Origin of the sequence: Pseudomonas laurylsulfatiphila (assembly GCF_002934665.1) — a bacterium.
Lineage (GTDB): Bacteria > Pseudomonadota > Gammaproteobacteria > Pseudomonadales > Pseudomonadaceae > Aquipseudomonas > Aquipseudomonas laurylsulfatiphila.
The window spans coordinates 688,554-702,195 of the sequence record NZ_NIRS01000001.1; the positions used below are offsets into that span (position 1 = coordinate 688,554).

Genomic DNA, 13,642 nt, shown 5'->3' on the forward strand with positions numbered 1-13,642 from the left:
CACCGCACACGGCTTAACTCTGCGGAGAATTTATGTCTGATCACGAAAAAAGTGTGCCCCTCGACAAAATGCGCAGGGACAAGCGCCTGGACCCCGAGCAACGCAGGCGAATGGATGCCGCCATCCACATGCAGGGTTGTGGCTGGATGACCGGTCGCGAAGGTGGCCGGCCGTGGACCCTGTCGCGCACCAACCGCGTCCTGGCCTCCTTCGGCGCGCTGCTGGTCCTGGTGTTGATTTCCCCGGTGCTGCTGGGGCTGGCGCTGGCCATCAAACTCACCAGCCCTGGGCCGGTGATGTTCGTGCAAAAACGCACCGGCTACCGTGGCCGCATGTTCGGCATGTACAAATTTCGCACCATGGTCGCCAATGCCGAGGAGCTCAAGGAGTCCCTGCGGCACCTGAACAAGCACGGCACCGACGCTATCGATTTCAAGATCGACAAAGACCCGCGCATCACCGGTATCGGCGGCTTCCTTCGGCGCACCAGTCTCGACGAGCTGCCGAACCTGTTCAACGTGGTGACCGGCGACATGCGTCTGGTAGGCCCCAGGCCAACTTCGTTCAATGCCTACCGCTACAAGAATGAACACCTCGTTCGCCTGAGCATCTACCCCGGCATGACCGGCCTGTGGCAAATCTCCGGGCGCAGCAATATCGATTTCGACCAGCGCGTTGAGTTGGACCTCACCTACATCACTGAGCAGAGCCTGCTGCTTGACTTGAAGATTCTGTTGAAAACCCCTTTCAAAGTGTTCAGCGGTCACGGAGCCAGTTAAATGGACGGTTCAACGGCTAAAAGCCTCAGCATTGTCAGCCCGAGCGAGTCCAACCTGACATCCACCGTGCTGGATCAGAACCTGCGGATCCTTTTCCTGACCGCCGCCAACCCCGGCGCAGGCACCACCACCAGTGCCCTGGCGCTGGCCAGTCAACTGGCGAAGATGAGCAGCGGCCTGGTGCTGCTGGTGGATACCAGCCAGTCGGAGACTAACCTCACGCAACAGTTGGGGCTGAGCAAGGAACGGGGGTTTCGCGATCTGTTGTTTAACACCCAGAGCCCGCCCTTGTTGCAGGACTGCGTGGTGGACGTCTCCAGCCTGCCCTTTCACGTTCTGCCATTCGGCCGCTACTCCCGTGGCAAGGAACACCTGACACCCGAGCGCCTGAGCCCACTGCTCGATCAACTCGGCATCCAGTACCGGTTCGTGGTGATCGATGGCGACGCAGTGTATTCGGCCTCCGACACCCTGGTCATCAGCACCCAGGTGGACGGCGTGGTCCTGGTCGTGCGCGCGGAAGACACCCGCTGGGAAGTGGCCCAGGCCGCGGCCCAGCGCCTGAGCCAGGCCGGGGCAAAACTGGTCGGCAGCGTGTTCAACCGACGCAAGTACTACATGCCCGAATGGCTGTACAAAAACCTGTGAGCAATCAGACAAGGGTGACGCCATGAACGCCAAGATGCTTGTCCTGCTTTTGCTGCCCCTTGCAGGTTGCACCAGCACTTCCTCCGACGATTCGCAAAGCATGCCGGTGCAAATCCTCACGGCTCCACCGGCCAACGCCCAGGCCACTGACGTGCCCAAGGTCGAGCAGACTCTGCGCCCACAGGATGTGCTGGACGTGATCTTCCACATCAGCACCAGTGGCTCGGCCGCCTATCGCGTGCAGTCAGGGGACACGATCGCGCTGAACTTCACCGCCGCCAGTCAGTTCAACGGCAACCAGTTGGTGCTGCCCGATGGCACCATCGAACTGCCGGGGGCCCACACCACGGTGAAAATCGAGGGTCTGACCCGCGATGAAGCACGGGACGCGATTCAGCGCGCCTACGATCGCAAACAGCTGTTCCAGCCCAACCGCAATCAGCTGTCAGTGATGGTGGTGAACCCGCTGGCCAATGAGTGGAACCTCAAGTCCGTGCTCAACCACCCCACCACCGGCATGAGCCGGGAAATCACCGTGGGCACCGACGGCTACGCCAGCTTCCCGGAAATCGGTGCCGTGCCGCTGCAAGGCATGACCATCAACCAACTGGAGGTCTTCCTCAATAAACGCTATGCCACCCTGCCGGGGCGCATGACCGTGGACGTGCTGCTCAAGTCCACCGCCGGCAACGAAATCTATGTACTGGGTGAAGTCGGCCAGCCGGGCTCCTACCCGATCCGCCGCCCGGTGTCGGTGCTCGAAGCCCTGACCATGGCCCGCGGCTCCAACGTCAAGGCCCGCCTGGACTCGGTGATGATCATGCGGCGCAACGGCAACCAGGTGGTCGCGCATCGTTACGACGTGGAAAAAGCCTTGTCCGGCGACGCCACCCAGATCGCCTACCTGCAAGCGGACGACATGCTGTACGTGCCCAAGACCAAACTGGCGAGCGCCGGTGAGCTCGCGCGGCAACTGGCGGACGTCGTGTTGTTCCAGGGCGTGGGCTTCAGCTTCAGCTACCGCGTGGACAACAAAAACGACAGCGGCGGCAACAACTGACTCTCAGGTGACCCATGAATCCAAAGGAAAATTACCTGCATGAGTTCTTCAGGATCTTCTTCGCCAACAAGCAGCTGGTGAAGCGAGTCTTCCTGGTCTTTGCCGTGATCGCCGTGGTCTTGCCGCTGTTGCTCAAGCAGAGTTTCGATATCACCGCCCAGGTGATCGTGCAGTCCAAGAAAATCTCCCAGGGGGATGCCACCAGCACCCTCAATCAGGAAAACGCTTCCTTCATTCCGCCGTCGCTGGCGGACATGGAGACCGAGAGCAATATCCTGCATTCGCCGGCCTTGATCCGCCAGACCATCAGCGAGTTGCGCGAAAAGGGTGAGTACACGCTGCCTGTGAGCGCCTTCAACAATCTGCTGGTGCAGCCGTTCAAACGGTTTGTCACCAATCCTGTTCGCGAACACGTGATCAACCCGGTTCGCAGCCTGCTCGGGCTGCAGACCGATCCGGTACGCGACACCGTGCTCGATGCCCTCACGCAGCAAGCGTCCAGCGCCCTCAAGGTTGAAACCTTGCCGGGCTCCAACGTGATCTCGATCGTCTACAGCTTCCCTGACCCGGCCCAGGGCACCCGATTCGTCGCCGCCCTGTTGCAAAACTACCTGGTGATCCGCCAGGAAATGCAATCGATCGACCTGCCGCAGAGCTTCTACGAGACCAAGAAATTGCAGTACCAGGTGCGTCTCGATGGCCTGGAAGCCAATCGCCTGGCCTTGCTCGAAAGCATCGGTTCGTCCGACCCCAAGGAAGAAATCACGTTCCGCCTCAACGCGATCAACACCGAGGAGCAGGCGCTCAACCTGTATCAGGACCGGCTACTGCAAAGCCAGCGCTGGCTCGATTACCTGAAAACCAGCCTGGCGACCGCCAACAATGCCAGATTCACCGACTACACCTTCCCCTACACCTTCACCACCACGGTCGACAGCGTCGCTTTAGAAGACCGCGAGATCAAGCAACTGGGTGAGCAACTGACGACGCTGGTCAGCCGCTACATGGACGACCTGGCGGTCTTTCAGCCCGGCAGTGAGCCGATGCAAATGACCCGCGAGCAAATCATCCGGGCCCGTGGGCAATTCCTGAAGATTGTCAGCAACCGGATTCAGGAGCGCACCAGCGACCTGGCGACGATCAGCTCGGTCATCGACCAGAAAACCGCGCGCATTGCCGAGTTCAAGAATCGCATCCACCAGTTGCAGGAAACCCGGAGCAAGCTGCGGCAGATGGACACCGAAATCAACGCGCTGCACAAGGCGTTCGGCACCTATGCCCAGCGCTTCGCCGAAAGCAGCACCGCGCGCGCGCTGGACAACGACCTGTCCAACGCACGGGTGCTCAGCCCGCCGTTCGAACCGACCGAAGCGGCGTTCCCCAAACCGATGCTGATCATTCCGTTCGGGCTGTTTACCGGTTTGCTGCTGGCGATTGCCCTGGTCTACGTGCGTGAGTTCTTCGACCACCGCTTCAAGCACCCTGCGCAAATCACCCATGAACTGGGCTTGCCGGTGCTGCTGGTGATCAACGATCAAAGCACCCTGCCGAACAACCCGCATAAAAACTGGAGCGTACCGGCCCTCTTGCATTGGGTGCGCAATTGAACGCGCCGCTCGGCACCACCCACGACCTGCCGATCATTCATTTGCTCAGCAGTGGCGGCTTCTATGGGGCCGAGCGGATGCTGCTGGATCATTGCCTGGCGACGCCGGGGCAGCACCAGGTGCTGTTTCTCGATGCGCCGCCAGAACTGATCGCGCGCTTTCGTGAGGCCGGTGTCGATTGCCTCGGCTGTGCAGGCCTGGGCGCATTGCTTGGGCATTTGCGCCAGCGACGGGATCAGCGGCCACTGATCAATACGCACAACTTCAAGGGCCTGTTGTTCGGCTGGATCGGTGCGACGCTGTTGCGTCTGCCACTAGTGATCACCCAACACGGCTTCACCCCGCGCAGTCGCAAGCAGAAGTTCTACACCTGGTTGAGCCTGCAACTGTGCCGCACGGCCTCGGTGGACCGGGTGGTGTGTGTCGCCGAAAGCATTGCGGTGCTGCACCGTCAGGCCAATGTGCGCACGGACAAATTGCAGGTGATCCCCAACGGCCTGCCGGAGGCCGACGACTTGCTGCCGCACAGTGGCGAGCGACAACGCTGGCTGGCTGGCTACGTCGGGCGCCTGAGTAGCGAAAAAGGCCCTGACCTGTTTCTCGATGCGCTGATCCCGTTGTGTCAGCAGTACCCGCAACTGGACGCGGTGATGCTCGGCGACGGGCCGGAGCGCGAAAGCCTGCAGACGCGCATAGACGAAGCCGGATTGCAGGCGCGCATCACGCTGCCGGGCTACCAGACCGACATGCGTGTGTGGTGGCGACAACTCGATGCGCTGGTGATCAGCTCGCGCACCGAAGGCACGCCCATGATTCTGCTCGAAGCGATGCAGGCCGGGGTGCCGGTGGTGGCCTTCAGCGTCGGCGGAATTCCCGATGTCTTGCAGGACCGCCACAACGGCCTGCTCGCCGCGCCCACCGACAGCACCGCCCTCGCCCGCCAGATCGGCGCGCTGCTGGGTGACCCGGCCCTGGCCGGCGAGTTGATCGACAACGCAAAACGTACGCAACGGGATCGCTACGACCTCAAGGTCCTGGCCGAACGCTGGTCGCAGCTTTATATCCGCACGGCACGGGAGGCACGCGCGTGATTGTTCCGCTCTCGATCGTCAGCTTGCTCGGCCTGGTCTGCCTCGGATTGCTGGCCAGCCCTTATCCGTATCTGGCGCCGGGAGCGGTGCTGGGCCTGGTGGGTGTCGCGGTGCTGTACCGCAAGCCGACCTTGGGCCTGCTGGGCATTGTCGCCATCCTGCCTTTCGAGGGCCTGTTCAAGGACAGCGCGTTGTCGGGCTCCAAGTTCCTCGGGGCTTCACTGGCGCTGATCCTGATACTGCAACTGGCGATTCACCAACTGCCGTCCGAGCGCCTGCGCAGCAATATCTGGCGTTTCCTGGTCGGGTTCATGTTGCTGTACCTGCTGAGCCTGTTGAACACCGACGACATGGGCTTATCCCTGGGCCACCTGCGCGAATTGAGCGTCGGCCTGATTCTGTTTGTCATCACCCTGCTGGTCGGGCGTGAGTTGAACCTCGACCTGTTCGCCAAACTGGTTGCCGTCAGTGTCGCGATGACCTGCGCCATGGCGATGTTCTCTGCCAAATACCAGGACGAAGGCCGTGCGTCCGGTATGCTCAACGACCCGAACGAATTTGCCCTGATGATCGCCTTCGCCGTGCCCATGGCGCTGTTGCTGGTTGTCCGCAGCCCGAACCGGTTGCACCGGTTGTTCTGGGGGGCCTGTGCCCTCGTGCTGCTGGCCGGCATGACCAAGACTGAATCCCGTTCGGGGCTGGTGGTGTTGCTCCTCAGCCTGTTGATCGGCACGTGGCACTATCGCGCGCAGTTACCCCATATTCGTCCACGCCACCTGGGCTTTGCCATGCTCGGCCTGGCGATTGTGATTCCGCTGGGACTTTATGCGATGCCGGCAAGTTACGTGGCGCGCATCCAGTCGCTGAGCATCCTCAGCTCCGGGGCCAAGAGTCAGGACGCGTCCCTGGGCCGTCGCGCCTCCTACATTGTGGTGGGCAGCGCCATGATCGCCGAGAACCCCTTGCTCGGCACCGGCCCCGGCACGTTCCCGCTGCACTACGCCAACACCGGTTATGCCAAGACCTTTGCCGTCAGCGGCAAGACCGACGACCTGTACCGCCGCGCCCACAACACCTACCTGGAAATCTTCAGTGAACTGGGGATTCCCGCCGGCCTGATGTTCGTCGGCATGCTCGCCCTGGGGTTGTACAACCTGATCCGCGCCCGCCGGGCCTGTCTGTTGCGACGAAACGGGCATCAGGCGGATTTGATGACCCACCTCGGCATGAGCTTTCTGTCGTTGATGTTGTTCCTGATGTTCCTCAGCGCGCCGAACCATAAGTACCTGTGGATCATGCTCGCGTTGACCGGCGTGCTGCGCACGAGAGCCGAAGAAGCCCCCCAGACGGAGGTCAGGGCATGAACCGCATCAGCATCATCATCCCGATGTACAACGAGGCCCGGCACATTGCCCGGACCCTGCAAGCGGCACGACAGGCCGCCGAGGCGGCCAACGTCGAATGCGAGTTGATCGTGGTCGACAACGGCTCCGATGACCAGGGCCCGGACATTGCCCGGCAGTTCGGCGCCCAGGTGCTGGTCCTGCCCGGCCTGCTCATCGGTGCATTGCGCAATCGCGGAGCGGCGATTGCCAGCGGCGAATGGCTGGCCTTTATCGATGCCGACGTCGAGATGCCCGAGAACTGGCTCAAGCTGTTGCTCGACCTCGAGTCCGGCGGCCAGGCCGATGTCATTGGCCTTGACCTGCACACCCCGGCCGAGGCGCCGTGGTACGCCGACGCCTGGCAGCGCCGCACCTTGCGCCCCGATACGCAGCCGCTGCATGTCGCGCAATGGCTGCCCACTTGCAACCTGCTGATGCGCCGCCGCTGGTTCGACAAGGTCGTTGGATTCAATGAACAACTGCGCACCGGCGAAGACAAGGAACTGACCATGCGCCTGGCCGACGCGGGCGCGAAACTGCTCGCGGTCAACCAAAGCGTGGCGCTGCATTGGGGTTACGAATGCAGTTGGCGGGAATGGATGGGCAAGGAATTATGGCGCCAGGGCAGTCATCTGCAATTGCTGCGCACCCATGGCCCGAGCCTGCGCTTGCTGCGCTTTCCGCTACTGTCGATTGCCGCCTGGGTGATCGATTTCATGGCCATTTGCGCCCTGTTCGACGGTTACCCCCATCATTCGTTGCTGATGCAGCTGCTGACCGTCCTGCCCGCCCTGGCCCTGAGCCTGCGTCAGAGTGCCAGGCACCGCGACCCGCTCCTGACCCTGCAACTCTGGGGCCTGCACTGGGTTCGCCTGCACCTGGCGGGCGCCGGGCTCATTCTCAGCCTTTGTCATTGGAATGCCAGGAGGCCCGCCCGTGGCTGAATTCATTTTCTGGTTGTGCCTGTTGCTACCGGTGTACGCCTACCTCGGCTATCCCCTGTTACTGACCTTGCTGGCGCCGTTTTATCCAGCATCACGCTACGGACCGGCACAACCGATGGACGTCAGCATCGTGATTGCCGCCCATAACGAAGCGCGGCATATCGAAGAAAAACTGCGCACCGTGCTGGCCCAGGATTATCAGGCCAGCTCGCTGCAAATCATCCTCGCCAGCGACGGCTCGACCGATGACACCGTGGCCTGTGCACACAAGGTCAATGACCCGCGCATCACCGTGCTCGACCTGCTCCGCCAGGGCAAGGCGGCGACGCTCAATGCCGCGGTTGCGATCAGCAGCGGCGCGATCCTGGTGTTCACCGACGCCGACAACCAATGGTCGACCGACACCCTCGGCCATTTGCTCGCGCCGCTCAACGACCCACAGGTCGGTGGTTGCGCCGGGCATATGGTGATCCCCGTGACCGGCAAAGGCTTGAGCATTGGCGACAGCCTGTATCGGCATTACGAAGGCTGGCTGCGCTACGTGGAAAATCGCACCGGCTGCATGGTCTCCGCCGATGGCGCGTTGCTCGCCCTGCGCCGCGAGTTGTTTCAGAACGTGCCGGCGGAGGTCAACGACGATTTCTTTATCAGCACCTGCGCGCCGGTGGCGTTCAAGCGGATTGTCTACGTGCCCCAGGCCCGGGTGATCGACCAGGGTGTGGACGAAGCCGACAAGCAATTCCGTCGCCGCCAGCGGGTCACAGTGGGTGGCTTGCAAAGCCTGGCCCAGCGCCGGGAGCTGCTGAATCCGCTGACCCATGGCCTGTATGCGATTGCCTTGATCAGCCACAAACTGATCCGGCGGCTGGCGCCGATCCTGTTGCTGCCGTTGCTGCTGAGCAATTTCTGGCTGTGGGAAGACCACGGTTTTTATCGCCTGAGCCTGATCGCGCAACTGCTCGGTTACACGATGGCCATTGCCGGCCTGCTGGATACGCAACACCGCTTGCCCAAACCCTTTCGCCTGGCCGCGTTCCTTCTGGTGACCCTTGCCGGGATGAGCATCGGCCTGTGGCAGTTCCTGCGCGGTCAGCGTTACGCCCAATGGAACCCCGAGCAAAATCGATGAGAGGTGCGTGCCGTGGCGATCAAACAACTGTTAAAACGCACCAGTGGCTGGCTGTACCTCAACTCCCCTGTCGGGCGCAATCAACTGCACGGCGCCGGGGTAATCCTGATGCTGCACCGGGTGCTGGCCAGCGATCAGGCCGCCGAACTGCCCCATCGCAATGAACTGTGCGTCGGGCCAAAGGCGTTTGAACATTTGCTGGTGTGGTTGAAAAAACACTTCGACTGCGTGCCGCTGATGGACATTCTGCAACCGGGCGCGCGCTCGGAACGGCCGAAAGTGGCGCTGACCTTCGACGACGGCTGGCGCGACAACGCGGTGAATGCCTTCCCATTGCTGCAAAAATACCAGGTGCCGGCGAGCATCTTTCTGTCCACCGATTTCATCGGTAGCCACCAGCGGTTCTGGTGGGAAAGCATCGGCGAAACCTTGTGGAACAGTCATGGCGAACAGGCACGCCTGCATCTGATCGAACGCTTGCAGTACCTGGGGCGCCCGTTGCCGACACAATGCGATGACCCGGATCAGCAACGCCGCAGCCTGGCGTTGCTGAACTTTTTGCAGGGCCTGAAAACCCTGTCGCCCCTGGACCTCAATCGTCTGACCGACGACTGCCCGCAGGAGTCGTTGCCCCAGGCGCTGGACTGGCAGCAAGTGCACAACCTGGAAGCGTCCGGCCTGGTGCGTTTCGGCCCCCATGGTGCCAGCCACGCCATCCTCACCGGTCTCGACGATCAACGCCTGGATGAAGAACTGAGCCGCAGTCGCGATGCGTTGCTTCACGGCTGCAACCAGCCGTTGCCGGTTTACTGCTACCCCAATGGCGACAACGATGCGCGGGTACGGCAACAGGTGGCCAGGCATGACTTCCCGTTTGCCCTGGGTACTGGCACCGGCATTTATCGAGGGGCCGGAGATCCACTGGCCCTGCCACGCTTCGGCGTCAGCCAGCGTACTGCGCGCAATCCCGGGTTGCTGTCCTGGCGCATCTACCGTGGGGCTCGTCCATGAGCCGCAACAACTACCTCAAGCACCTGGCCGTGAGCATGGGCACCAAACTGGCGATGATTGCCCTGCGCTTGCTGCGAAACGTGTTGCTGGCGCGGATTCTCGGCCCCAGCGAACGGGGCTTGTTTGCCTTGCTCAACACCCTGCCCGACCTGATCAGCGCTGCCACCAGCGGCGGTTTGAATTCAGCGGTGGGCTATCAGGCGGCCAAGCAACGACCAATGGGCTTGCTGCTCAGCCAGGTGCTGGTGTTCGGTTGTCTGCTGGCGGCGTTGCTGACCTTGCTGGTGGTGGCGCTGACCCGCGAGTTCGGCAGTGAACTGGACATCACCACGCAATTGGGCCTACTCGCCTGGCTGTTGCTGCTGGCGGTGCCGCTGACCGTGCTCAAAAGCGGTTTGCTGACCCTGCACAACGCCTCGGGTGGCGTAGTCGCCTTTAATGCCTTGCGCCTGATCGAATCGCTGGCGCCGCTGCTGGTGTTCCTTGCCCTGTTCTGGATGTGGAAAAACGCGGCCCTGGAAGCGGCGTTGATCAGTTGGCTGACGGGGATCAGCCTGGTGGTGCTGGCCGGTTGGGTCTGGCTCAAGCGCGGGCATCCGCTGAGCCTGCAATGGGACCGCGCCAGTCAAAACGAACTGCTGCGCTACAGCGCCCGCAGCCATCCGGACCTGCTGTTCCAGCAAATGATTCTGCGCTCGGACTACCTGTTCATCGGCGCCCTTCTCGGCACCACGGCGCTGGGTCACTACGCCATGGCCAGCGCGGCCGCGGAGTTGCTGCTGATCGTTCCGGAAGCAGTGACCACGCCGCTGATGAAGCGCCTGCTGCAACAGGAAGAAGGCATCGAAAAAGTCACGCCACTGGCCTTGCGCTTGACCGCTACGGTGATGCTCGGTGCTTGCCTGACCATGGCAGTGGTCGGTGAATGGTTGATCGTGACGCTGTTTGGCGAGGCCTATCAGCCTGCCTATCCTGCATTGCTGGCGCTGCTGCCAGGCCTGCTGGGCCTGTGCTACATGAGCATTCTGCGCCTGGACCTGTTGGGCAAAAACCGGCCCGGCACGATTTCGTTGTTGATGGGCCTCAGCGCCCTGCTCAACCTGGCGCTCAATGTGCTGCTGATCCCGACCTACGGCATCGTCGGCGCCGCAGTGGCGTCCTCTATCGCGTACCTGGCCGTGACCCTGGCGCTGTTGGTGATGTATTGCCGGTTGAGCCACGTGCCGGTCTGGCAAACGCTCATCGTCCTGCCCGGCGACATCGCGCCGATGTTGCTGATGCTGCAACGGAAATCGGCATGAAACGCCTGTTATTGCTGATGAGTCTTGGCCTCGGGCTGAGCGCAGAAGCTGCACCCATGCGTTGGGCCGATATCCGCGACGGCAGCCTGTACCTGCAAACGGACCGCCCCGACACCTTGACCGTGCTCTGGGCACCGGTGTGGCAGGCTGAAGCCAACGAAGAACACCTCTACCTGCTCGACGGCCAGGGCAAACTCCAGAGCGAACGACTGATTGCCGCCAATGAGCCCAGCGGTAGTCAACGCTGGGACCTGGCGCCGGGCGCCGCCAGTTATCGACTGGAAATTCCTGGCTACAGCTTCCGTCGTTATACGGTTGAGCACGACGACCACACCGTCGCACTGTTCGCCCCGGCCAAGGTGCATTTCAGCTCCGAGCCCCGGGACGGTGACGAGTTGTATTTCAAGGTCGCGGCCGGTGAACACGCGGTACTGGCCGGGAAATTCCACGGCGGTGTCGGCGCGTTGCAAGCGCAGCGCGTGAGTGATGGCCAACAGTTCTCGCTGCCTCTCAAGCCTTACCCCGCCTATTGGCAGTTCGACAAAGTCGAGTTGCCCGTTGCAACCACCGATCAAATCTGGCGCCTGCACCTGCGCGGCAGCGGCAAGGTCGCATTCTGGCTCGACGGCACGGCCAACCTGTTCGCCCAGAACCCCCAACAGCTCAAACCCTTGCACGAAGACGAAGGCCAGACCCGGCTGACGCTGTACAAAGAGGTGCTCGGCAAGACCCCGAACCTGGGTCTCGCCCTGCCCTATGCGCGACCGCCGGATTCGAGTTTCGCCGTGCTCGATGCCCTGCAACCACAGGCCGGAACCTATTACAGCCTGGTCGATATCATGGCGACGCGGCCGCATTACGAAGACGTGTTCCGCCGACTGTATCAGGATCGTTTCGGCATCACTCAGGACATCACCCTGCTGGCCGGCCGTCAGCGCCGGGCCGACCTGCGCGCCGACACCACCAGCAACGCCGGCCTCGACGCCTGGCTCGCCGCCACACGCGCACTTGGCGGCAAGGGCACGCATTACATCGGTTTTGCCGACGAACCGAATCTCAATTACCCGGACTACGCCAGCTACCAGCGCATCTTCAACAGCATGGCCTGGCAAGTGCGCAGCAACCCGGACAACGCCAAAGCCGGCGTACGCATCGCCATGCCGGCCAGCTCCCGGTTCGTCAATGGCCCGTTCGTCGACAATGCCGCCGACAAGCGCGGCATCGACTGGGCCCGACGCTTGCTGGCCGAGTCCGGCGACAAGATCGATGCGCTGGCGTGGCACGAATGGATGATCCGCGACCTGCTGGCGACCCGTGTCTACCGCCATAGCGTACGCAAAGCGGCGGAGCTGGTGGGGCTCGACGCCCAGGGACGACCGCGCAAAGCCTTGTTGCTGGACCAGACCAACATGTCCAGCGGGGCCAGCCTCAGCCCTTACGATCAGGAAACCCACTACGCCTCGTTATGGTGGGCCTCGGTCATCATCAATGCTTCCCAGGATGGCTTGCTCGACATGCTCGGCTGGTTCCAGGCCGACGACGAACCCGAGTATCCCAAGGGCATGTTCCGCGTGCTCGGCGAGAATGAATTCGAACTCAAGCCCGTAGGCCTGGCGCAGCAATTTATCCGCAAGCATTGGCTACACGATGTCATGCGGCTGGAGAACGACGCCTTCGAGGTTGACGTGCTGGCCATGTCTGCCGGGCTCCAACGCAGCCTGCTGGGCGTCAACAAAGGCTCACGCTTGCAGCGTGTGAGCCTGGCTGGCGCGGAATGTCCATTGACCCGGAGATCATTGCACTATTTCGGCGCCGACAATCGCAGTCACGACGCATCTTTCAAATGCCTGGAAGGTCGCATCAGCTTCGATTTACCTGGAGAAACCCTGTTTGCCCTCAGCTGGAGCACCTCATGAACGTCGTTGATTTTTGCCCCGTGGACGATTCGTCGCGCACCGAATCACTCCGCTCATGACCGACACCGTCAGGAGTCAAAAACATGAATGTTCTAAAAAAACTCAGCGATCACATCAAGCAAAAAGGCCTGCGCGCCACTGTCGCCAAGGTGTGGAAACACTACGTATTTTTCCACGAAGAACTGTTGTGGATGGAGCGCGATCTGGTGAGCCCGGTACCGGCACACACGCTTCGGCCCTATACACCGCTGCGACTGGAAACCATCACCCCACAGAACGCCGTGGCGTTTGCCAAACACTTCGGTGATCGCGTGGGCACCATGGCCGAGTTGGCGTGCGAAGGGTACACCGGGCACATGTACCTGGATGAAAACGGCGATACCGTGGCCTTTATCTGGGGCAGCAAACGCGATTATCTCGACCGTCATTACTACGGCTGCCTGTTCCCGGTGAAGCCAGGTGAGTTCTTCCTGTTCGGTCTCGAGCAGATTCGTGCCTACCGGGGCACCACGCTGTCAGTCGATTTCCAGCTGAACCTGTGGAAAGCCATGGCTGATCAGGGCTGCAACAAAGTGGTGGATATCTGCGAGTCCCACAACATTCCCGCTCTCAAGCTGCACATCCGCATGGGGTATCACGAGCAAGGACGGATCATGAACATCTACCACCTGTTCGGCTGGCGCTTCTTCCGCGAAACCCGCTACAGCGGTTCACGCCTGGATGCCTTGCGCAAACCGGCGCCCTCTCCTGTTCCAGCCGAGGCGAGCTGAC

Annotated in this window: 12 protein-coding genes; all 12 read left to right on the forward strand. The window is 61.7% G+C overall.

The window, feature by feature from the left end:
• Nucleotides 1-32 precede the first annotated feature (32 nt).
• A complete protein-coding gene (locus CD175_RS03205; protein ID WP_104447633.1) occupies nt 33-779 on the forward strand; it encodes a sugar transferase in 747 nt (248 codons plus the stop codon).
• Nucleotides 780-1,427, forward strand: a complete 648-nt coding sequence (locus CD175_RS03210; protein WP_104447634.1) for a CpsD/CapB family tyrosine-protein kinase — start codon at nt 780-782, stop codon at nt 1,425-1,427.
• Nucleotides 1,428-1,449: 22 nt separating this feature from the next.
• A complete protein-coding gene (locus CD175_RS03215; protein WP_104447635.1) occupies nt 1,450-2,487 on the forward strand; it encodes a polysaccharide biosynthesis/export family protein in 1,038 nt (345 codons plus the stop codon).
• A 14-nt stretch (nt 2,488-2,501) separates the two neighbouring features.
• A complete protein-coding gene (locus CD175_RS03220) occupies nt 2,502-4,094 on the forward strand; it encodes a GumC family protein (protein WP_104447636.1) in 1,593 nt (530 codons plus the stop codon).
• Nucleotides 4,091-5,185 carry a glycosyltransferase family 4 protein gene (locus CD175_RS03225; RefSeq protein WP_104448068.1) on the forward strand — a complete coding sequence of 365 codons (1,095 nt, stop codon included), beginning with the start codon at nt 4,091-4,093 and terminating at the stop codon, nt 5,183-5,185. The genes CD175_RS03220 and CD175_RS03225 overlap by 4 nt, the downstream gene beginning before the upstream one ends.
• The gene (locus tag CD175_RS03230) at nt 5,182-6,549 is read left to right on the forward strand and encodes an O-antigen ligase family protein (protein ID WP_104447637.1); all 1,368 of its coding nucleotides are present in this window, start codon (nt 5,182-5,184) and stop codon (nt 6,547-6,549) included. The genes CD175_RS03225 and CD175_RS03230 overlap by 4 nt, the downstream gene beginning before the upstream one ends.
• Complete coding sequence (locus tag CD175_RS03235; protein ID WP_104447638.1) at nt 6,546-7,514, forward strand: glycosyltransferase; 969 nt, start codon at nt 6,546-6,548, stop codon at nt 7,512-7,514. Before CD175_RS03230 ends, CD175_RS03235 begins: the two co-directional genes overlap by 4 nt.
• The gene (locus CD175_RS03240) at nt 7,507-8,643 is read left to right on the forward strand and encodes a glycosyltransferase (RefSeq protein ID WP_104447639.1); all 1,137 of its coding nucleotides are present in this window, start codon (nt 7,507-7,509) and stop codon (nt 8,641-8,643) included. Before CD175_RS03235 ends, CD175_RS03240 begins: the two co-directional genes overlap by 8 nt.
• Nucleotides 8,644-8,655: 12 nt before the next feature.
• Complete coding sequence (locus tag CD175_RS03245) at nt 8,656-9,654, forward strand: polysaccharide deacetylase family protein (protein ID WP_104448069.1); 999 nt, start codon at nt 8,656-8,658, stop codon at nt 9,652-9,654.
• The gene (locus CD175_RS03250; protein WP_104447640.1) at nt 9,651-10,955 is read left to right on the forward strand and encodes a lipopolysaccharide biosynthesis protein; all 1,305 of its coding nucleotides are present in this window, start codon (nt 9,651-9,653) and stop codon (nt 10,953-10,955) included. Before CD175_RS03245 ends, CD175_RS03250 begins: the two co-directional genes overlap by 4 nt.
• Nucleotides 10,952-12,871: a hypothetical protein gene (locus CD175_RS03255; RefSeq protein ID WP_104447641.1), complete on the forward strand. Its 1,920-nt coding sequence runs from the start codon at nt 10,952-10,954 to the stop codon at nt 12,869-12,871. Before CD175_RS03250 ends, CD175_RS03255 begins: the two co-directional genes overlap by 4 nt.
• 83 nt (nt 12,872-12,954) lie before the next feature.
• Nucleotides 12,955-13,641 carry an N-acetyltransferase gene (locus CD175_RS03260; RefSeq protein ID WP_104447642.1) on the forward strand — a complete coding sequence of 229 codons (687 nt, stop codon included), beginning with the start codon at nt 12,955-12,957 and terminating at the stop codon, nt 13,639-13,641.
• Nucleotide 13,642: the final 1 nt, after the last annotated feature.

Bases quoted from the DNA above. Each gene is read 5' to 3' on its own strand.
- CD175_RS03205 (WP_104447633.1), top strand. From the start codon at position 33: ATGTCTGATCACGAAAAAAGTGTGCCCCTCGACAAAATGCGCAGGGAC.
- CD175_RS03210 (WP_104447634.1), top strand. From the start codon at position 780: ATGGACGGTTCAACGGCTAAAAGCCTCAGCATTGTCAGCCCGAGCGAG.
- CD175_RS03215 (WP_104447635.1), top strand. From the start codon at position 1,450: ATGAACGCCAAGATGCTTGTCCTGCTTTTGCTGCCCCTTGCAGGTTGC.
- CD175_RS03220 (WP_104447636.1), top strand. From the start codon at position 2,502: ATGAATCCAAAGGAAAATTACCTGCATGAGTTCTTCAGGATCTTCTTC.
- CD175_RS03235 (WP_104447638.1), top strand. From the start codon at position 6,546: ATGAACCGCATCAGCATCATCATCCCGATGTACAACGAGGCCCGGCAC.
- CD175_RS03250 (WP_104447640.1), top strand. From the start codon at position 9,651: ATGAGCCGCAACAACTACCTCAAGCACCTGGCCGTGAGCATGGGCACC.
- CD175_RS03255 (WP_104447641.1), top strand. From the start codon at position 10,952: ATGAAACGCCTGTTATTGCTGATGAGTCTTGGCCTCGGGCTGAGCGCA.
- CD175_RS03260 (WP_104447642.1), top strand. From the start codon at position 12,955: ATGAATGTTCTAAAAAAACTCAGCGATCACATCAAGCAAAAAGGCCTG.